This is a genomic window from Mesorhizobium sp. M2D.F.Ca.ET.226.01.1.1, assembly GCF_004022705.2.
In the GTDB taxonomy this organism is placed as follows: Bacteria; Pseudomonadota; Alphaproteobacteria; order Rhizobiales; family Rhizobiaceae; genus Mesorhizobium.
This window is the reverse complement of record NZ_RZOY02000011.1, coordinates 20,471-40,436: the sequence shown is the minus strand read 5'-3', so window position 1 is coordinate 40,436 and position 19,966 is coordinate 20,471. Positions and strand designations below refer to the sequence as shown.

At 65.3% G+C, this 19,966-nt stretch carries 18 protein-coding genes and 1 tRNA gene; 8 read left to right on the top strand and 11 right to left on the bottom strand.

The genetic code is table 11. The annotated features are described in order from the left end of the window. Positions 1 to 141 precede the first annotated feature (141 nt). The 3 genes from EN869_RS35180 to EN869_RS24135 are packed head-to-tail and all read left to right on the top strand — an operon-like array spanning position 142 to position 5,895. Positions 142 to 1,134, top strand: coding sequence for a hypothetical protein (locus EN869_RS35180; protein ID WP_127229147.1), 993 nt, complete (start codon positions 142 to 144; stop codon positions 1,132 to 1,134). Further along, on the top strand, positions 1,076 to 2,566 hold the full coding sequence (locus tag EN869_RS24140) for a DUF6504 family protein (protein WP_127229148.1): 1,491 nt from the start codon (positions 1,076 to 1,078) through the stop codon (positions 2,564 to 2,566). Before EN869_RS35180 ends, EN869_RS24140 begins: the two co-directional genes overlap by 59 nt. Next, on the top strand, positions 2,563 to 5,895 hold the full coding sequence (locus tag EN869_RS24135) for an error-prone DNA polymerase (protein WP_127229149.1): 3,333 nt from the start codon (positions 2,563 to 2,565) through the stop codon (positions 5,893 to 5,895). Before EN869_RS24140 ends, EN869_RS24135 begins: the two co-directional genes overlap by 4 nt. Positions 5,896 to 6,076: 181 nt before the next feature. Here the strand turns inward: EN869_RS24135 and EN869_RS24130 are convergent, their stop codons facing one another. The 4 genes from EN869_RS24130 to EN869_RS24115 all read right to left on the bottom strand — a co-directional run bounded on the left by EN869_RS24130 (position 6,077) and on the right by EN869_RS24115 (position 9,003). Further along, positions 6,077 to 6,325 (bottom strand): Trm112 family protein, encoded by a 249-nt coding sequence (locus EN869_RS24130; RefSeq protein WP_127229150.1) that lies wholly within the window; start codon positions 6,323 to 6,325, stop codon positions 6,077 to 6,079. A 133-nt stretch (positions 6,326 to 6,458) separates the two neighbouring features. Next, positions 6,459 to 7,130: an LON peptidase substrate-binding domain-containing protein gene (locus tag EN869_RS24125; protein ID WP_127229151.1), complete on the bottom strand. Its 672-nt coding sequence runs from the start codon at positions 7,128 to 7,130 to the stop codon at positions 6,459 to 6,461. Between the two features lie 282 nt (positions 7,131 to 7,412). After that, complete coding sequence (gene trxA / locus EN869_RS24120; protein WP_127229190.1) at positions 7,413 to 8,405, bottom strand: thioredoxin; 993 nt, start codon at positions 8,403 to 8,405, stop codon at positions 7,413 to 7,415. Between the two features lie 103 nt (positions 8,406 to 8,508). Beyond that, the gene (locus tag EN869_RS24115) at positions 8,509 to 9,003 is read right to left on the bottom strand and encodes a prolyl-tRNA synthetase associated domain-containing protein (RefSeq protein ID WP_127229152.1); all 495 of its coding nucleotides are present in this window, start codon (positions 9,001 to 9,003) and stop codon (positions 8,509 to 8,511) included. Positions 9,004 to 9,223: 220 nt separating this feature from the next. Between EN869_RS24115 and EN869_RS24110 the strand changes: the two genes are divergently transcribed. The 3 genes from EN869_RS24110 to EN869_RS24100 all read left to right on the top strand — a co-directional run bounded on the left by EN869_RS24110 (position 9,224) and on the right by EN869_RS24100 (position 10,927). Beyond that, positions 9,224 to 9,298: transfer RNA gene (locus tag EN869_RS24110), tRNA-Gly, on the top strand. 313 nt (positions 9,299 to 9,611) lie between these two features. Further along, complete coding sequence (locus EN869_RS24105; protein WP_127229153.1) at positions 9,612 to 10,085, top strand: hypothetical protein; 474 nt, start codon at positions 9,612 to 9,614, stop codon at positions 10,083 to 10,085. A 452-nt stretch (positions 10,086 to 10,537) separates the two neighbouring features. Further along, entirely contained in the window at positions 10,538 to 10,927 is a 390-nt protein-coding gene (locus tag EN869_RS24100) for a hypothetical protein (RefSeq protein ID WP_127229154.1), read from the top strand. A 170-nt stretch (positions 10,928 to 11,097) separates the two neighbouring features. On the opposite strand, the gene EN869_RS24095 is transcribed toward EN869_RS24100, so the two are convergent. Both EN869_RS24095 and EN869_RS24090 read right to left on the bottom strand, forming a co-directional pair. Further along, on the bottom strand, positions 11,098 to 11,394 hold the full coding sequence (locus EN869_RS24095) for an adenylate cyclase (protein WP_127229155.1): 297 nt from the start codon (positions 11,392 to 11,394) through the stop codon (positions 11,098 to 11,100). A 167-nt stretch (positions 11,395 to 11,561) separates the two neighbouring features. Next, entirely contained in the window at positions 11,562 to 12,002 is a 441-nt protein-coding gene (locus EN869_RS24090) for an Lrp/AsnC family transcriptional regulator (RefSeq protein WP_095769871.1), read from the bottom strand. Between the two features lie 131 nt (positions 12,003 to 12,133). Between EN869_RS24090 and rocF the strand changes: the two genes are divergently transcribed. Both rocF and EN869_RS24080 read left to right on the top strand, forming a co-directional pair. After that, a complete protein-coding gene (gene rocF, locus EN869_RS24085) occupies positions 12,134 to 13,066 on the top strand; it encodes an arginase (protein ID WP_127229156.1) in 933 nt (310 codons plus the stop codon). 2 nt (positions 13,067 to 13,068) lie between these two features. Then, positions 13,069 to 14,127: an ornithine cyclodeaminase gene (locus EN869_RS24080; RefSeq protein ID WP_127229157.1), complete on the top strand. Its 1,059-nt coding sequence runs from the start codon at positions 13,069 to 13,071 to the stop codon at positions 14,125 to 14,127. Positions 14,128 to 14,283: 156 nt separating this feature from the next. Here EN869_RS24080 and EN869_RS24075 read toward each other — a convergent pair whose 3' ends face one another. The 5 genes from EN869_RS24075 to EN869_RS24055 form a co-directional block, all read right to left on the bottom strand. Then, a complete protein-coding gene (locus EN869_RS24075) occupies positions 14,284 to 15,282 on the bottom strand; it encodes a substrate-binding domain-containing protein (protein WP_127229158.1) in 999 nt (332 codons plus the stop codon). Positions 15,283 to 15,301: 19 nt separating this feature from the next. Further along, positions 15,302 to 16,318, bottom strand: a complete 1,017-nt coding sequence (locus tag EN869_RS24070; protein WP_127229159.1) for an ABC transporter permease — start codon at positions 16,316 to 16,318, stop codon at positions 15,302 to 15,304. After that, positions 16,315 to 17,817: a sugar ABC transporter ATP-binding protein gene (locus tag EN869_RS24065; RefSeq protein WP_127229160.1), complete on the bottom strand. Its 1,503-nt coding sequence runs from the start codon at positions 17,815 to 17,817 to the stop codon at positions 16,315 to 16,317. The genes EN869_RS24070 and EN869_RS24065 overlap by 4 nt, the downstream gene beginning before the upstream one ends. A 135-nt stretch (positions 17,818 to 17,952) precedes the next feature. After that, on the bottom strand, positions 17,953 to 18,924 hold the full coding sequence (locus tag EN869_RS24060; RefSeq protein WP_127229161.1) for a sugar ABC transporter substrate-binding protein: 972 nt from the start codon (positions 18,922 to 18,924) through the stop codon (positions 17,953 to 17,955). Between the two features lie 127 nt (positions 18,925 to 19,051). After that, positions 19,052 to 19,918: a LysR family transcriptional regulator gene (locus tag EN869_RS24055; RefSeq protein WP_167507070.1), complete on the bottom strand. Its 867-nt coding sequence runs from the start codon at positions 19,916 to 19,918 to the stop codon at positions 19,052 to 19,054. Positions 19,919 to 19,966 lie beyond the last annotated feature (48 nt).

Genomic DNA, 19,966 nt, shown 5'->3' with positions numbered 1-19,966 from the left:
AGGCAAATGAGCCGGCTGGCCGCCCGCTTTCAGGGTAAAAGCTGAAGGAATAAATTCCTTGTGACTCTGCCTTGACTCTTCCGGGCGCCTCTGGAATCTATAAGAACATAACAGGAACAATTGCTGCCGGAAGTGAACGTCATGGCGATGAGCGCCGTGGCGCGGGACACTGTTTTTGCCCTGCGCCGCCAGATCGCGAAGATCGAGGGAACGCTGCCCGAGCGCCTCCAGGCGCCGGCGCCTGGCGTACCTGCCGATGCCGGTAAGTCAGACATGACACTTGTCCGGCGTGGCCTTGCCGTGGCCGCGGCGGACGCCTTCCTGCGCACCGGCATCGAGCGGCTCGACACCGCTCTCGGCGGCGGCCTGCCTAAGGCGGCGCTCAGCGAAATCCATGGCCTGGAGACTCGCGACGCCGGCGCCGTTGCCGGCTTTGCGCTGTCGCTCGTAAGCCTGATCCTCAAGGAGAGGCAGGGCCTGCCGATCCTGTGGGTCGGCACAGCGGAAATTTTCCACGAGGCCGGGCTTCCCTATGCCAAAGGCCTTCACGCCCTGTTCGGCATCGAGCCCGAGCAATTGCTGTTTTCCGAGGCGCCGAAACTGCTCGACGCGCTGTGGATCGCCGAGGAGGCCGCCCGCATGACGGCCTTCGCCGCCGTTATCCTCGAGATCCGCGGCAGCCCGCAACGGCTCGACCTCACCGCCACACGCCGGCTGCACGCGCGGGCTCAAAGCGCCAACCGTTCGGTGCTGTTGCTGCGCCAGGCCGGCGAGGCCGACCCCACCGCGGCACCCGTGCGCCTCATCGTCTCGGCAGCAGCGGCGGCTAACCGCGAAACGGTCGCCGGGCCGCTCGCCGGCTCGATCGGCCGTCCCGCCTTCAAAGTCGATATCGGCAAGAGCCGCACGGCCCTGCCCGGACAATTCACACTGGAGTGGAACCCAAATGAGCACGCTTTTGCAGAAAGAACAGAGAATTCTGTCGCTGTGGTTCCCGCATCTCAGCGCGGAGCGGATCCTGCGCCAGCGTCTGGGGCGGTCCTGGCGTTCCCGCCCCTCGCAGCACCTGCCCCTGGTGATCAGCCATCGCGACAACAACACCCAGCGCATTGCAGCCCTCGACGAGCGGGCTGAGGCGCTCAAATTGAAGCGCGGCATGGGCATTGCCGATGCCCGCGCCATGCACCCCTCGATCGATGTGGTCGAGGCCGACGCGGAAGCAGACCGCCGTCTGCTCGAAGGCCTTGCCGACTGGTGCGACCGTTACACGCCGCTGGTGGCGATCGACGCCGAGGACGTGCTGTTCCTCGACGTCACCGGCTGCACGCATCTGTTCGGCGGCGAGCGCGCCATGCAAGACGAGATCCTCACCCGCTTCTTCCAGCAGGGTTTCGATGTCCGCGCCGGCCTCGCCTCCACGCCGGGCGCCGCCTGGGCGGCGGCGCGCTTCCATGGCAACCGCATCATTGCCAGCGGCGAGGAAGAGGCGCTTCTGGCGCCACTGCCCTTGTCGGCGCTGCGCATCGCGCCGGAGACCCGCGCCCTCCTGGAGAGCGTGGGCCTGCGCACCGCCGGCGCGGTGATGGCGGCACCGCGCGCGCCGCTCGCCCGCCGCTTCGGCGCCACCTTGCTTTTGCGCCTCGACCAGGCGCTCGGCCGCCTCGACGAGGCCGTGTCGCCACGCCTTCCCGTCGCGCCGCTCTCGGTCGAGCGTCACCTTGCCGAGCCGGTCATGCTCACCGACGACATCGAGCGGCTCATAAGCCGGCTTGCCGTCGCCTTGAAGACCGACCTAGAACGCCGCGGCGAAGGCGCAAGGACGCTGGCGCTGCTTCTCTTCCGCGTCGATGGCGCCGTCAGCCGCATCGCCGTCGGCACCTCGCGCCCGATGCGCGAGCCGCGGCTGATCCAAAAACTGTTCCATGAGCGGCTCACCGCGCTGGAACAGAACATCGATGCCGGCTTCGGCTTCGATCTGGTGCGGCTGTCCGTGCTGTCGGTCGCCGCCTTCGACTTGACTCAGGGCGACCTGACCGGCGAGGCGGACGATGATGACGCCGACATCGCGCTGTTCGCCGACCGCGTCCGAGCCCGCCTCGGCGAGGCCGCCGTGCTGAAGCCGGTCGTCGTCGAAAGCCATCTGCCGGAACGCGCCGTCGCGATCGTGCCTTTCGCCGAAGCGCCGCAAAGACGCGCCCCGGCGGCCGGCCGGACAACGCCGCCCCGAACAGCGCCGCCGATGACCATCTACCCACCGGAGCGGCCGGTGCGCATGTTCCGCTCGCCCGAGCCGATCGAAGTGCCGGCGACCGAGATCCCCGAAGGTCCGCCGATGAATTTCCGCTGGCGGCGCGCACTTTACCGCGTCGCCCGCGCCGAGGGGCCGGAGCGCATCGCCGCCGAATGGTGGCGCCAGCTGCCCGGCGAGGAAGAGGCGCCGACCCGCGACTATTACCGCATCGAGGACAGCGAGGGGCGCCGCTACTGGCTCTACCGCCAGGGCCTCTACGGCAGCGCCGCGCAGGCCGCGCCGCCACGCTGGTACATGCATGGGGTGTTCGCATGAACGCGCTGACCGCCATCCCCTATGCCGAGTTCGGCATCCGGTCGAACTTTTCCTTCCTGCGCGGCGCCTCGAAACCCGAGGAGCTGGTGGTCACGGCGAAATTCTACGGCTTTGCGTCGATCGGACTGGCCGACCGCAACACGGTCGCCGGCGTCGTGCGCGCCTGGCAGCAGGCCAAGGTGGAAAAGCTCGCCTACCACCCCGGCTGCCGCCTGGTGTTCGGCGATGGCACGCCGGACATCCTCGCCTACCCGCGCGACCGCCAGGGTTGGGGACATCTCTGCCGCATGCTGACCCAGGCCAATCTGCGCGACGAGAACGAGAAAGGCGCGACGCTGCTCGAGCTTAGCGACCTGCTCGAATGGGGCGATCGAATGTCGCTGGCGATCCTGCCCGATCTGTCCGGCGGCGCCGAAGAGCGCCTGTCGCTTGTTAGCCGGCTTAAAGATCGCTTCGGCTCAGCGCTCCGGCTGGCCGTGGCACCGGACTATGGCGGCAACGACCGCTTCCGCATCGAGCAAGCGGCGGCGATGGCCGAGCATATCAGCGTTCCGCTGATGGCGACCAATGACGTGCTCTACCACGCCGCCGAGCGCCGGCCGCTGCAGGATGTGCTTACCGCGATCCGCCTCAACACGCCGGTTTCCGAGGTCGGGCTCGAGCTGGCGGCCAATGCCGAGCGCCATCTGAAGCCGCCGCTGGAGATGGCGCGACTGTTCCGCCGCCACCCGCAAGCGCTGGCCGAGACGCTGCGCTTCGCCGACGAGCTCACCTTTTCGCTCAGCGACCTCGAATATAACTATCCGGACGAGCCGACCGAATCCGGCCTCGGACCGCAGGCCGAGCTCGAGCGTCTGGCGCGGGAAGGAGCCGTGAGACGCTATCCGGCCGGCGTTCCCGAGAACGTGTTGAAACGCATCGACAGCGAACTCGCTCTGATCGAGCGGCTGAACTACGCGCGCTATTTCCTGACTGTCTACGATATCGTCAAATATGCCCGCAGCCAGAACATCCTCTGCCAAGGCCGCGGCTCGGCCGCCAATTCAATCATCTGCTTCTGCATCGGCATTACCGAAGTCGGTCCTGACCGCATCGACACGCTCTTTGAACGTTTCATCTCCGAGAAGCGAAACGAGCCGCCCGATATCGACGTCGACTTCGAGCATGAGAAACGCGATATCGTCATCGCCTACATCTATGAGAAATACAGCGCCAAGCGCACCGCTTTGGCCGCCGCCGTGATCAGCTATCGCGGGCGCTCGGCGCTGCGCGAGGTGGCGAAGGCCATGGGCCTGTCGGAGGACGTCCGCAGCGCGCTCTCCAGCACCATCTGGGGCTGGTCGACCTCTGAGCTCGGCGAAAGGGAAGCCAATGCCGGCGGCCTCGACCGCACCGATCCGCTGTCGCGGCAGGTTCTGGAGCGCGCCAATGAGATCATGGGCTTCCCCCGCCATCTCTCCCAGCATGTCGGCGGCTTCGTCATCACCCGCGACCGGCTCGACGAGGTGGTGCCTATCGTCAAGACGGCGATGGACGAGCGCAAGATGGTCGAGTGGGACAAGGACGACCTCGACGCGGTGAAAATCCTGAAAGTGGACGTGCTGGCGCTCGGCATGTTGACCTGCCTGAAGCGCGCCTTCACCTTGCTCACCGATCACTATCCACGGGCGCGGGATACGTTTGGACGGCCTTATGTGCTCGCCACCCTTCCCGAAGAGCACGATGACGTTTACGCCATGATCCAAAGAGCCGACACGCTCGGCGTCTTCCAGATCGAGTCGCGCGCGCAGATGTCGATGCTGCCTCGTCTCAAGCCTGAGAATTTCTACGACCTCGTCATCGAGGTTGCTATCGTGCGGCCCGGTCCGATCCAGGGCGACATGGTTCATCCCTACCTGCGTCGCCGGCAGGGCAAGGAGAAGCCCGAATATCCGAAGCCGGAGCTGAAGGAGATTCTCGGCAAGACGCTAGGCGTGCCGCTGTTCCAGGAACAAGCGATGAAGATCGCCATTGTCGCCGGAGGCTTCCAGCCGGGCGAGGCCGACGAGTTGCGCCGCGCCATGGCCACGTTCAAGCGAACCGGCATGATCGGCAACTACCGCCAGCGGATGATCGACGGCATGGTCGCCAAGGGTTACGAGAAGGACTTCGCCGAGCGCTGCTTCAAGCAGATCGAGGGTTTCGGCGAATACGGCTTTCCCGAAAGCCACGCCGCCTCCTTCGCGCTGCTGGTCTACGCCTCCTGCTGGTTCAAGACCTTTTATCCAGATGTCTTCTGCGCCGCGATCCTGAATGCGCAGCCGATGGGTTTCTACCAGCCGGCCCAGCTCGTGCGCGACGCCCGCGACCATGGCGTCGAGGTGCGCGAGGTCGACATCAATCATTCCGTCTGGGACTGCACGCTGGAGAACGCTGTCTTCGATCCATCCCGCATCCTTGAGCGTCATGCCTCGATGCGCGGCGTCATCGAGACGGCGCATGCCGTGCGGCTCGGCTTCCGCCAGATCAAGGGTCTCTCCGAGGAACGCATGGACGCCGTCGTCGCCCGGCGCGGCGAGGGCTATCGATCGGTCAGGGATGTCTGGCTGCGTTCGGGCCTCGATGTCGGCGAGATCGAGAAGCTGGCGCAGGCTGATGCCTTCCGCTCGATCGGCCTCGACCGCCGTGCCGCGCTCTGGGAAGTCCGGGCGCTGGACGGCAAGAGCGCCGCCGAAAAACTGCCGCTGTTCGACCAGCCGACGCTTCGCCTGCGCGAGCTGGAGCCCGAGACGAAACTGCCGAAAATGCCGCTCGGCGAGCATGTCGTCCACGACTACCGTTCGCTCGGCCTGTCGCTGAAGGAGCATCCCGTCGCCTTCCTGCGCGAGCGGCTCACCCGCGCCGGTGTCACCCCCAATGCCCGCCTGCCGTCGGTGCGCGACGGCCGCCGCGTCTCCGTCGCCGGTCTGGTGCTGGTGCGCCAGCGTCCGGGCAAGGGCAATGCGATCTTCCTCACGCTCGAGGACGAAGAGTCGATCGCCAACATCATTTGTTGGGAAAGAACCTTCGACCGTTTCCGGCCGATTGTCATGGGCGCGCGCTTCGTTCGCGTCACTGGCAAATTGCAGCATGAATCAAACGTCATCCACATCGTCGCCGATAGGATCGAGGATTTGACCTCTTGGCTGAGCGTGCTGCTGGAATCCGCCAATCGCCCGGTCATCGAGCATAATCCCGCCGAGCGGTCGATTGGATCAAAGCCTGCTGCAAACCATGGCCTGCCGGTCCTTCAGGACGTCGAGGCCCTTGCCGCACAACAGGTCATGCCCAAGGGACGGAATTTTCAATAGGCACAGATTGAGGGCGTCGAAAGAAGGGCTCGGCGCCCAAGCTGCCAATCTCCCCTTGCGGGGGAGTATGCCCGGCAGGCAGAGGGGGTGCTGTCCCGCCAGCGTCTCGGATCGCTGCGCTGCAGCGGCGTTATGTAGTCGCCGACGCCTCCGCCAATCTCGAAAGCTTGCAGAGTCCGGCTCACGACGGCCCGCTGAGCCGCGGCGTTGGCGGCGTGAGCATGTCCTCGGCCGAGATCGTGCGCGCCTCCGACGGCAGCATGATGGGGATGCCGTCGCGCACCGGATAGGCGAGCTTCGCCACGCGCGAGACCAGCTCGCTGCGCTCCGGATCCCAGGTCAGCGGCCCCTTGGTCAGCGGGCAGGCCAACAACTCCAGCAATTTGGGGTCGACCTCGGCCTTCCGCCCGTCACGTCCGTCGGCTGGCATCGCAATTTTCCATTGTCCATTCCCTCGGCCCTAAGTGGGTTGAGATTCAGGTCAGGCCGAGTTGAAGTACGTGAGCACCGGAAGCGCAGGAAGCCGCCATTTGCAGGCCGGCCTCACCTGAATATCAGCACACTTACTGCAGACTTGACCCAAATTCGTCATCCTCGCGCGCCAGCGTCATTTCGGTGATGGCGATCAGCGTCTCGGCGCGCGTCTTCAGGTCCGGCGCTTCCAGCAGCGCCTGCTTCTCGGCCGGCCCGTAGGGCGCCATCATCGACAGCGCATTGACCAGCATGCCGTTTTCCGCGCGGCTGACGCTTTCCCAGTCCGCCTCGAGGTCGTTGGCCTGCAGATAGGCGCGAAACGCCTTGAGCAGCGCCGGCCGGTCGACTTCGGTGGCGGCCGGATCTTCCTCGAGGTCGGCCAGAAACGGCGCGATCTTGCACTGCCGGAAAGGCGTCTTTGCCGTCAGTTCCTGCCCGATGCGGAACCGGCAGACCCCCTGCAGCGAGATCAGGTAGCGTCCGTCGCCCGTCTCGGCGAGCGAGATGATGCGGCCGGCGCAGCCGACATTGCACAGTTCCGGCTCGCCATCGTCGCGCAACGCGCCGTCGAGGCTGGGCTGGATCATCCCGATCAGCCGCGAGCCGGCCATCGCTTGGTCGATCATCTGCAGGTAGCGCGGCTCGAAGATGTTGAGCGGCATCCGGCCGCCAGGCAAAAGCAACGCGCCGGCGAGCGGGAACACCGGGATCGCCGGCGGCAGATCCTTGGCACGCCGGTAGAGTGCGTTACCGACGCGCACCGCATCCCTCCCAAAGCAACGCCGGCAAGCCCATCGATCCGCAATCTCCTCTCAGCCCGGCAAACTCGTCTCGAATGACAGCGACCCGTCAGACTGCCTTTATCTGGCGCTGATGCCTCGCGGCTCAAGCCTGCCGGCCACGATAGCCGGCAAAAACTTCAGAGCAATTCCAGGAAAGTGCTTAGCGGTCAGGTTCGGCGACTTCGCCGTGGCCTTCCGTCCGGAATTGCGCAAAACAAAACTTAGAGCGGTCCGGCGCTTCTGTGAAACACCGAAACGGCTCTACGAGAACAGCAGCGACGACAGCTTGCGCCGCGCCGCGAGCGTCGCCTCGTCGGTCATGCCCCAGGCCTCGAACAGCTTCAACAGCTGTGCCCTGGCGCCATCGTCGTTCCAGGTCCGGTCGGCCTTGACGATCGCCAGCAGATTGTCGGCCGCGGCATTGCGCTCGCCGTGCGCGTTCTGGATCATCGCCAGGTCGAAGCGCGCTTGATGGTCGGCGGGATTGGCCGCAAGCCGGCGCTCCAATTCGGCCGGATTGCCAAGCGCCGCCGCCTCCGCCGCAAGCGCCATCTTGGCGCGCAGCGCGGCCAGCGCCGGCGCGTCCTTCTTGTTCTCGGGCGCACGGGCAAGCACCGCTTCAGCGCCTTCCGCGTCCCCGGCATCGAACAGGATCTCGCCGAGGCCCGCGACAGCCTCGATCGTTTCCGGCGCCTGCTCGAGGATCGCGTCATAGATATCGGCCGCGGTCTGGACGTCGCCGGCCGTGCGCGCCTCGGCCGCCGCGGCAAGCGCATCGGCGATCTGCGGCGCGCCGCCGCCCTTGCCGCCGACCTTCTGGATGAACTGCGTGATCTGGCTTTCGGGGATAGCGCCCATGAAGCCGTCGACCGGCTGGCCGTCCTTGAAGGCGATGACCGCGGGTATGGACTGGATGCCGAGCTGGCCGGCGATCGAGGGGTGATCGTCGATGTTCATCTTGACCAGCTTGACCTTGCCGCCTGCCGCCCGCACCGCCTTTTCGAGCTGCGGTGTCAGCTGCTTGCACGGCCCGCACCACGGCGCCCAGAAGTCGACCAGCACCGGCTGATGGCGCGATTCCTGGATGACGTCGGCGGCGAAGGTGGCTGTCGTGGTGTCCTTGATCAGGTCGGCAGCCGCCGGCGCCTCACCCGGCGAAAGCTTGGCACGGTCGCCGCCGCCATATTGCACCGTCTGGGCGTATTGGCCGCCATTGCCGCCGAACGCGCCGCTATACGGATTGTTGTCACTCATCGTGTCGCCCTTTCGGTCGCGCTCCAAGGCGTCGGCGCCCGGCGCGTCATTGTCGGATTTCGGAACCGCCTTCCATGTGGCGATCAAGCCCTGACTTTCAAGATTATGAGACCTTCAAGATAACAGGATCGTGGCCGGTTGCCTCGACGAATCTGATCAGATCGGCGGCGGCGATCGAGGTCGTCGCCTCGTTGGTCAGCGGATGGCCGTTGATGACGTCGTGGCTCATCAACTCCTGGTCGAGCACCGCCTTGACCTTGCCTTGCGTGTCGTTGATCAGGCCGAAGACGGTGACCGCGCCTGGGATGACGCCGAGCAGCTCCATCAGCATCTCCGGCTTGCCGAACGACACCCGGCCGGCGGCACCGATCAAGTGGTGGATCTGCTTCAGGTCGACCACGGCCTCCTCGCCGACGGTGACCAGGAAATAATTGTCCTTCTTGTCCTTGAGGAACAGGTTCTTGGTGTGGCCGCCATGGATCTCGCCGCGCAGCGCCTGCGAATCGGCGACCGTGAACAGCGGTGGGTGCCTGACCGTCGAGACGGAAATGTCCAGATCGGCAAGAAAGGCGTTGAGCTCGGCTTCGGTCTTCGGCATTCGGTCCTCGCATCGTCGGGAAGCGTCATGCCGTTTACGGCGAACAGTGCTGTTCCGGCAAGGCCATGCCGGCTCGGGCAGCCCGGCGGTTGACCGAATCGCTGAATTGCGGCCCTGCCTTGAGGGGCTTGCAGGCCGTGGAAAAAAGACCGTCATTTCCCTGTTGCAATCGCCGCGCTCTTCGGCCATATAGGCCCGGCTTGCGGCCAAGGCCGCTCGAGCGGGTGTAGCTCAGGGGTAGAGCACAACCTTGCCAAGGTTGGGGTCGGGCGTTCGAATCGCCTCACCCGCTCCAGTTTCCCTCCGGGGATCAAGCAAACGAAAAGCCGCGGTTCGCCGCGGCTTTTTCGCGTTCGGGCCTTGCGCTGGGCTATGCGTGAACGCCCCGGAGTGGCCTCAATCCGCGTTCCGGCATTTATGTCCCGCCACCGTCAAGCACACGGCTGGCCGATGACTTTCACGTAGCGTTCGCCTGCGACGGAGTGTCAGCGCCTCCTCGGACTTGAGTCGTATCGCCAACGGACTGCAGAGCCTCTTTTGCCGGGCGGCCCACAACTATATGTTTTGACGAAAGTGCTGGAGACAATTCAGCCGGGCAGTCTCGCGAGATGATTCTCGTGAAATCGGTACGTTGGGGCATAGCCAGAACAAAGACGGCCATGAGGTTTACCGCCTTACAGGATCCGTGCGGCCAATGGATGGTGTATGATCTGCTGTCGGACTACCCGGCGCGGATACCGGATATTTTGCTGCTTGGGTTGACGCGCGAGGAGGCCGAGCGGCTTGCCAGCCGGGCAAATGAATTTCTCTCGGAGCTGCAGCCGGCGGTCCCTGGACGATCAGCCCTCATCGGAGATTTCGGTGTGCTGACCGAGGGCGCGCCACCGAGATTCGCGGCGATGCAGGATCCGTGTGACGACTGGCTTGTCTGCGACTTGGTTTTTGACCTCCCGGCGGAGCTGGAAGACCGGCTGCTGATCGGGCTGGCGCGAAGCGAGGCCGAGCAGCTTGCCGGCCTGGCCAATGCTGGAATCATCAGGCGCGCCGGCCATTCGTCGGTCCCATTCGCCAGCGTCGCCTGAAAGCCGGCCCGGCGAGCCGGATCGCCGCGCCCGCTGCAGCGAGCGTCATGAAAAGGGCCGGATCGATCCGGCCCTTTTTGTATCCAGGAATGCAGCCTGCGGGCTTTCCTGGCTCTCCTCACGCGAGGCGATCGGCCTTATCAAGGCCGCACAGGAGGGGTCTCGGCTTCACGCTCCCGAAAGCGGGAACCCATTTTCAGGGCAAAGACACACGTAAAATCAAAAGGTTAAAGCGTACGGCCTCAGGTCGACGCGCAGCCACGGTTCAGCGCTCGATCACATCGGATAACGTTTGCGTTCCACCTCCATTTCAACGCCGGGGTGGCCGCTATATCCCATGCCGGGCCGAGAACCGCCGGCGATGAGTGACTGACATCACGACACGACGCGACCAGACGGCCCGTCTCGGGGAAGCGGTTTCTACCGCATCCCCCATCATAGGGAATGTCATCATGCGCTCTTTCATACCAAAGATCATCGCGGCCACATCGATCCTCGCGGCTATGCCGCTTTCGAGCGCCTATGCGGTGCACCGTCACCACAGGGCACAGGTCGACACCATGACCACGGCCTCGGTGCCAGCGGATCCGGACGCGAGGGCGGCCATGGATCAGTTACTGGGCGTAAAGCAGGGCATCCGTGAGGCCCGGGAGACCGGCAAGATCTCCCAGGACCAGGCCAGCGCCCTGATGCGGCAAGCGGACAGCATCCAGCGCATCGGGTCTTCCGGCCGGTCCATGATGAGACAGATCAATGAGCTGGACCAGCGGCTTCAGGATGCCACCGGCCAGGGAACCTATGTGGGCGACGGCGCCGACGGCGGCTACTATCCGAACGGCTGACGACCCAAGTGCTCTCGCAAAGCGGCTGCCGGTGTGATCCAGCCTCCCGGGCTTCACACACCGGCGCTGTCGCGTTCTCGCAATGCCAAGATGGAGACAGCGCCGGCATCGTCATACAGGGCTGCGTTCCTTGCGGAGCCTTCACTTTCCGCTATGCGCGATCCGGTCGCTTAGTGATTGTGGAACTGCTGGAACCCAGCCACGTCATACTGTGACACGCTCTTCGGATTCTTCGAATTCTGCGGCTGGGTGCCGGCGTAGTGTGTTCCGGCGTTGCCATCCGGGTTGAAGGCGGAACCTGGCGCGGAGGCGGCATGGCCCGGCGTGACATCCCCTGTCTCGGGGCTCCCGATGGTCTGGCTCGGCTGACCTTTGCTGTTGGTTACCGTGTGGACGTTGGTGGCTAAGGCCGTGCCGGTCGAGACTATGAACAGGCCGGCGATCAGTGGCGTGAGGAGATGTTTCATCGTGTTCTCCTAAAACACTGCTTTTTCAGGAGGGTGCTCGGGTCTTTGGAGCACCCGGCGCGTTGGACATCCATGTCACTAACGCTTTTCCGCACCACCGATCGTCCCGGCTGTCACGAAGCTGTGATAACGCGCAGTTGCCGGCCGAACCCTGGCTGATGGGCACGCTACGCCAAACGCGCCCTGGTTGTCCGCGGCGTCGCCAGCAGCAGGCTGGTCTCGCTGCCCGTTATGCCCGGAATCAGCCTTATCCGGCGCAGCACCGCGTCGAAATCGGTGAGCGTGGCGGTGCCGAGCTCGACCACCAGATCCCAGCGGCCGTTGGTGGTGTGGATGGTCGAGACCTCAGCCAGGCCGCCAAGCGCCTTGACAACGCGGTCGGCGGCATGGCCCTCGATCTCGATCGTCATCACGCCGCGTATCTTCTGGTCGACCGCGTCGGCGCGCAGCACCACGGTATAGCCGATGATCTCGCCGGACTTTTCCAGCCGCTCCATGCGCGACCGGACCGTGGCGCGCGACACGCCGAGATCGATGGCGAGGTCGGAGACGCTGCGCCGCGCATCATGCCTCAGCAGCGTCACCAGCTTCTCGTCGAGAGCGTCCATCTCTTTCCATTCCGGTCAAATCACCTGCCCAATATGATAGATCGATCTTCTCGAAATGCCAATTTTGCCTGTTCAAACCGCCAGCCGCCGATGATCCAATCCCGCCATCAATCACGAGGGCTGAAAGAATCATGCGCTGCAGGATCGTCGGCGCGCCGGTGCAGGACGGCGCGGGCAGGATGGGATGCGAGATGGGGCCGAGCGCGCTGCGCACGGCAGGGCTGGTCTCGGTGCTTTCAGAGCTCGGCCATGAGGTCGAGGACTGGGGCGCGGTCGAGAAGGCCGCGGCGCGCCCGGTGGTCCACGGCAACCTCGCGCTGAAGGCGCTGCCCGAGATCTCGGCCTGGACGGCGGCGATCGCCGAAACCGCCTACGCCGCTTCCAGGGACGCCATGCCGATCTTCCTTGGCGGCGACCATTCGATCTCCGCCGGCACGGTGTCCGGCGTGGCGCGCCGCGCCGCCAAACGCGGCCGGCCGCTCTTCGTGCTGTGGCTCGACGCGCACCCCGATTTCCACACGCTCGACACCACCACCAGCGGCAATCTGCACGGCGTGCCGCTCGCCTATGCCAGCGGCCAGGCCGGCTTCAAGGGCTATTTCCCCGACCTGCCGCAGGCGGTCGACCCGGCCCATATCTGCGCCATCGGCCTGCGCAGTGTCGACCCGGCCGAGCGCCGCGCGCTCGCTGAAGCCGGCGTCACCGTGCATGACATGCGCGCCATCGACGAGCACGGCATCGCGCCGCTGCTGCGCGCTTTCCTGGCCCGCGTCGAGAAGGAGGACGGGCTCTTGCATGTCAGTCTCGACGTCGACTTCCTCGACCCGTCGATCGCGCCGGCCGTCGGCACCACCGTTCCCGGCGGCGCCACGTTCCGCGAGGCGCATCTGGTGATGGAGATGCTGTCCGACAGCTGCCTGGTTTCCAGCCTGGACCTGGTCGAGCTCAACCCGTTCCTCGACGAGCGCGGCCGCACCGCGACCCTGATGGTCGACCTCACCGCCAGCCTGATGGGCCGCCGCATCATGGACCGCCCGACCCGCAGCCATTCCGGAAGCCTCTGAGCATGACCCAGCCTTCGCGCCTCGCCATCGTTCCCTTCGTCAGCGTCGACCGCATGATGAAGCTGGTGCTCGCCATCGGCGTCGAGCGCTTCCTCACCGAGCTCGCCGCCTATATCGAGGAGGATTTCCGCCGTTGGGAATTGTTCGACAAGACGCCGCGCATCGCCTCGCACAGCCATGACGGCGTCATCGAGCTGATGCCGACCAGCGACGGCAAGATGTACGGCTTCAAATATGTCAACGGCCATCCGAAGAACATGCGCGAGGGCCGCCAGACCGTCACCGCTTTCGGCGTGCTGGCCGATGTCGGCTCCGGCTATCCGATGTTGCTGACCGAAATGACCATCCTGACAGCGCTGCGCACCGCCGCCACGTCCGCCGTGGCGGCAAAATATCTGGCGCCGAAGGGTTCGCGCGCCATGGCCATCATCGGCAATGGCGCCCAGTCCGAATTCCAGGCCATCGCCTTCAAGGCGCTGCTTGGCATCGACCGGCTGCGGCTCTACGACATCGACCGTTCGGCCTCGGAGAAATGCGCCCGCAACCTGGCGGCCAAGGGTTTTGACATCACCATCTGCTCGACCGGCCAGGATGCCGTCGAAGGCGTCGACATCATCACCACGGTGACCGCTGACAAGCAGTACGCCACCATCCTCACCGACAACATGGTCGGTTCGGGCGTCCATATCAACGCGGTGGGCGGCGACTGCCCCGGCAAGACCGAGCTGCACCGCGACATCCTGCTGCGCTCCGACATTTTCGTCGAGTTCCCGCCGCAGACGCGCATCGAAGGCGAGATCCAGCAGCTCGACGCCGACCATCCGGTGACCGAGCTGTGGCAGGTGATGACCGGCCAGGCCGAGGGTCGCAAGGCGCCGGAGCAGATCACGCTGTTCGATTCCGTCGGTTTCGCCACGGAAGATTTCTCCGCGCTGCGCTATGTCCGCGACCAGCTCCAGGCCACCGGTCTCTATGAGGAGCTCGACCTGCTCGCCGATCCGGACGAGCCGCGCGACCTATTCGGCATGCTGCTGCGGGCCGCCATGCAGCCGGCGGCATAAGCGTAATCTCCCCCCTCGAGGGGGAGATGGCCGGCAGGCCAGAGGGGGGCCGACTGGGCTCGGCTTGCTTCTACAGATGGAGGTTGGCGCTTCACGCGCAGCGACCCCCTCTGTCGCCTTCGGCGACATCTCCCCCTCAAGGGGGGAGATTACGCACTACCCCCGCGCCGCGCAGCTTTCCCTTTCGACCAGCACCGGCGCCAGCACCTCGCGGCGCGAAGGCGCTTCCGGTTCGCCCAGGCGCTCGAGCAGCAGGCTCACGGCGGTGGTGCCGATCTTCTCCACCGGCTGCGCGATCGTCGTCAGCGGCGGCCAGGTGGTGACGGCATAAGGAATGTCGTCGAAGCCGACCATCGACATGTCGTCGGGCACCCGCAAGCCGCGCGAGCGCAGCGCGGTAATCGCGCCCATAGCCATCAGGTCGTTGCAGGCGAACACGGCAGTGATGTCCGGCGCCTGCGCCCTCAATTGTTCCATCGCCAGCCGGCCGCCTGCGAAATGATAGTCGGAATCGACGATCGCGGACGGCGGCAGATCGAGGCCTGCCTCGCCAAGCGCACGCACGAAGCCACGCAGGCGGGCCGGGCTGGAGCTGGAATCGCGCGGGCCGCCGATGACGCCGATCCTCCGATGCCTGAGCCCGACCAGATATTTGCCGGCGAGATAGCCGCCATGATCATGGTCGACCAGCACCGAATCGACATTGACCGACTGGATCTCGCGATCGAGCAGCACCGCCGGCACGCTGGGCAGGAGGCGGGCAAAGACCCGCGCATGGTCGGACGAGCCGGCGAAGATCAACCCGTCGATCTGCTTGGCCATCAGCACCGAGAGATAGCGCTCCTCCTTCTCGGCATTGCCGTCGGAGTTGCACAGGATCACCGTGTAGCCGGAAACGAAGCCGGCATCCTCGATCTGCCGCGCGACGCTGGCGAAGAACGGGTTGGAGTTGTCGGGGAGCAAAAGGCCGATGGTCTTGGTCTCGCCGCGCCGCAGACTCCGCGCCACAGAGTTCGGGCTGTAGCGCAGCGCGGCGATCGCGGCGCGCACACGCTCGGCCGTTTCCGGTTCGACATGGCGCGTGTGGTTCATCACATGCGAGACCGTTGCGACGGACACCCCCGCATAGCGCGCGACATCGGCAATCGTCGTCATGGCCCTGGTTCCCCGACCCCTAGCGGATCTTCCGCAACAGCCTCTCCCGATACGCGTCTAGGATGACCGCGAGCACGATGACAAGGCCGATTACGATGGGTTTGAAATTGTCGCCGACGCCGAGCAGCTGCAATCCGGTGCTGAGCACCTGCAGGATGCAGGCGCCGACCAGCGTGCCGATGATCGAGCCCTTGCCGCCGCTCAGGCTGGTGCCGCCGATAATGACGGCGGCAATGGCGTTGAGCTCGTAGCCGACGCCGGCGATCGGGCTGCCGATGTTGAGGCGCAAGAGATAGACCATGGCCGCGATGCCGGCGGTGAGCCCGCTGATGGTGAAGGCCGCGACCTTGTAGAAATCCGGATTGTGACCCGACAGCCGCACCGCCTCGTCATTGGTGCCGACGGCGAAGATCATGCGGCCGAAGACGGTGAAGCGCAGCACGAACCAGCCGGCCGCGATCACCAGCACCGCGACCAGGAAGATCGACGGCAGGAAGCCGCCGATGATCAGATTGCCGAAATCGACGAAACTCTGCGGCAGGCCGGTGATGGTCGAATTGTCGCTGACGACGCGGGCAGCACCCGCCGCCATGTTGAGCATGCCGAGCGTGACGATGAAGGAGGGGATCTTCCAGCGCGTCGAGATCCAGCCGTTGAGGAAGCCGCACACCGCGCCCGTCGCCATGCAGGCGAGCAGCGCCAGCGTGATTGCCGAGGCCGGCGACAGGTCCTCGTTGATCATCACGGTGGCGCCGACGACGGTGCAGAGCGCCAGCACCGAGCCGACCGAAAGATCGATGCCGCCGGTCAGGATGACGAAGGTCATGCCGGCCGCCAGCACCGTGTTGATGGCGATCTGCACGAAGATCTTCAACGCATTGTCGGGAGTGGCGAAGTAGGGCGCCGTGGCCGAGAAGAACAAAGTGATCAGCACCAGCGCCAGGAGCACGCCGGCGTCGCGGATCAGGAAGCGCAGGAATTTCGCCCGGCCGGGGGAAACGGGCGCCGACACCAGCGGTTCGGACGTCTCGGTCATGGTCGCACATACTCCTGATAGGCGAGCGACAGGATGCGCTCCTGATCGAATTCGGCGCGCGGCACCTCGCCGACGATCCTGTTCTTGGAAAAGACGATGATGCGGTGGCACATGCCCATCAGCTCGGGCAGGTCGGACGACACCATGATGATACCCTTCTGCTGCGCCGCCAGCATCCACAGCAGCTGGTAGATCTCGCGCCGCGCGCCGATGTCGACGCCGCGCGTCGGCTCGTCGAGGATCAGCGTCGAGGTGCCGCGGAACAGCCACTTGGCCAGCACCACCTTCTGCTGGTTGCCGCCGGAAAGGTTGCGCACCGCCTGCTCGATCGAGCTTGCCTTGACGCGCAGCTGGCCGACGAGGTCGTTCGCTGCCGCGGCCTCCGCCCGGCGGTTGAGCAGCCCGTTGCGCGAGACTTTGCTGAGATCGGTTATGGTGATGTTCTTGTCGACGGCAAGGTCGAGCAGCAGGCCCTGGCCCTTGCGGTCCTCGGTGAGCAGGCTCAAGCCGTGCCGCACCGCGTCCTTGGGGGCAGTGATCGCCACCGGCTTGCCGTCGATCTCGATCACGCCGTCGAGTTTTGCGTCGGCGCCGAACAGCGCCCGCATAGCCTCCGTTCGGCCGCTGCCGACCAGGCCGGCGACGCCAAGGATCTCGCCATGACGGACGTCGAAGGAAATGGCGGGCGTCGCGGCATTGCGCTTCAGATTGGCGACGCTGAGCGCGACCTTGCCCGGCACGATCGTGTCGTCGAAGCTGTACTCGTCGGCGATGTCGCGGCCGATCATCATGCGCACCAGGTCAGGCACGGCTAGGCCCTTGAGATCGCGGGTCGCGACCAGCCTGCCGTTGCGCAGCACGGTCACGCGCTCGCCGATCTCGAACACCTCGTGCAGCCGGTGTGAGATGTAGATGATGGTGACGCCCCGGGCCTTGAGCCGCTTGATGATGGAAAACAGCCGCTCGATCTCCGGCGGCGTCAGCGTCGCCGTCGGCTCGTCGAGCACGAGAAGCTTCGAGTCGTAGCTCAGCGCCTTGGCGATCTCGACCAGCTGCATCTGCGCAACGCCGAGCGCCTCGACCCGCGTCCTCGGGTCGACATCGAGGCCGACTTCCTTCAGCAACGCCACGGCGCGGCTGTTCAGCGCCTTGCGGTCGACGATACCGAAGGCGCGTCGCGGCAGGTTTTCCAGCATCAGGTTTTCGGCGATGCTGAGATAGGGCAGAAGGTTGAGTTCCTGGTGTACGATGCGGATGCCGCTCTGATGCGCATCATGCGGCGTCTTCGGCTGATAGGGCTGACCGTTGAAGGCGATCGTGCCTGAGTCCGGCTGGTAGATGCCGGCGAGCAGCTTGATCAGCGTCGACTTGCCGGCGCCGTTCTCGCCGAGCACGATATGGGTTTCGCCGCGCGCGATCGACAGCGAGACGTCGCTCAACGCGACGACGCCGGGAAAGGTCTTTCCGACCCCTTCAAGGGAAAGAATCACATCATCCATGCAGCAACCTTGAATGGCGCTCTTCCGCCGCGAACGAACATGAGCGCGCCGCCGTCGCCGCCGGCAGTTTACCGGCGACGACGGTGAGGCAAGCGAATGGATGGCGCCGGAGGGAGTGCCGGACCCTTGCTCGCCTCAAGCGGTGATCAGCTTGACGTCGGTCTTGACCCAGCCTGAGAACTTCTCTCCGGCGAGTTCGCGCAGGCCGTAGTCGATGCCCATGGCCGCCATCTGCGCCCCATACTGCTCGACGGTGGCGAGCATCTTGCCCTCCTTCATCAGCGGGCCGACGGCCGGGATGTTGTCGAAGCCGACCACCTTGATCTTGCCCGACTTGCCGGCCGCGTCGATCGCCTTGACGACGCCGAGCGCCATCGAATCATTGGCCGCCATCACGCCCTGGATATCCGGGTGCTGGGTCAGGAAGTTGGTCATCAGCGTGTTGGCTTCCTCGGTCTCCCAATGCGCCGTCTTGGAGTCGAGCAGCTTCAGCTTGTACTCCTTCACAGAATCGTCAAAGCCGAGCTTGCGCTGCTTGGCGTTGTCGGCCTCCGGATTGCCCTCGAGGATGACCACCTTGCCGCCCTTGCCCAGCGCCTTGCCGAGCGCGTCGCCGGCGAGCTTGGCGCCGGCGCGGTTGTCCGGGCCGAAGAAGGCGAGATCGACACCGGCCTTCTTCTTGGCTTTCTCGTCCAGCGCGACGTCGATGTTGATGACCTTGATGCCGGCCTTCAGCGCCTTGGCGATCGGCGTCACCATGGCCTTCGAGTCGGCCGGCGCCACGACGATGATGTTGTATTTCTGGGTGATGAAGTTCTCGATGGCGTCCACCTGGGCGGCGAAATCGCGCTCGTCCTTCATGCCGACGGCGGCGAAATCGAACTTGTCCTTGTTCTTGGCCGCATAGGCCTCCGCGCCGGCCTGCATCTGCTTGAAGAACTCGTTGGCGAGCGACTTCATCACCAGGCCGACCTTCGGCTTGTCGGCGGCCAGAACCGGGCCGAGCGGCAAAGCAAGCGCGCCGGCGGCCAGCGCGCTGGTCTTGAGGAACTGACGACGCGAGAACGAGCCCAGATCGAGCCCGAGGGTAGTTGAAACCTTGCTCATGCTTTCCTCCACTTTTAATGAGCCGTAATCGGTTACGTAACCGATTACGCGGCACACTAGATTGTCATTTTACCAGATGTCAATATCGACGGTAAGGCCGCCGGAGCGCGGCGCCGGCCGGAATGTTTCAGCTGCCCGGCTGCCCCGCAGGCTGGCCGTTGGGGCTGAGCCGCGCCCGCAACCACTTCGCCGAAAAGTCGCTGAACGCCCGCACGCGCGGATTGCCCTTCAGGTCCGGATGGGAAAGCACCCATAGTTCCGAACCGAGTTCCTCGATGGTTTCGCCCATGCGAAACAGCCGTCGAGCCGCGCCGATATAGTCTGGCAGCAGCGCCTTGCCCCAGCCGGACTCGGCGGCCGCGGCCGCCGCTGTGAGGCTGTTGACCCTCAGTTTGATCAGGCCCTCCGCGACATTCCCCTTCAGCCACTGCGCCGCGGGCAAGGCGGCCAAGGCCGCGTCCAAGCCGATCCAACCCTCCGCGGGCGACGGATCGCTGGTAAAGACGGCGTAGGAGAAACGCGCCACGCGCCTGCCGACAAGCGTTTCGGGCGGCGTCCGCGTCGGGCGGATGGCGACATCGGCCTCGCGCCGGCCGAGATCGGCAAAACTGTTGTTCACCTCCAGCGACAGCGCGATGCCTGGATGCGCGTCGCCGAAAGCTTTCAGGCAGGCGCAGGCGATATCGAGCAGCGTGTCGGCGGTCGTCACATTGAGCGGCCCGACCAGGCGATCGTCCTGCGCCGCCACGCGCCGCTCCACTTCGGCGAGGCGGTCGCGCAATTCCTCCGCCGCGTCCAGGAACGGCTCGGCCCTGCCGGTAGGCACGAGATTGTCGCCGAGGCGCTCGAACAGCGCGCCGCCGGTGCGCCTTTCCAGCTCGCGGAGCTGCCGGTAGATCGTCGCGATGTGGGTGCCCAGCCTTGCCTGCGCACCGCGCACCCCGCCCGCCGCCGCAATCGCCGCCACCAGCCGCACATCGTCATAGTCGATCATCTTCGCATCCATGCGAATGAGGATAGCAGAATTGCTCAATGCGCTCGC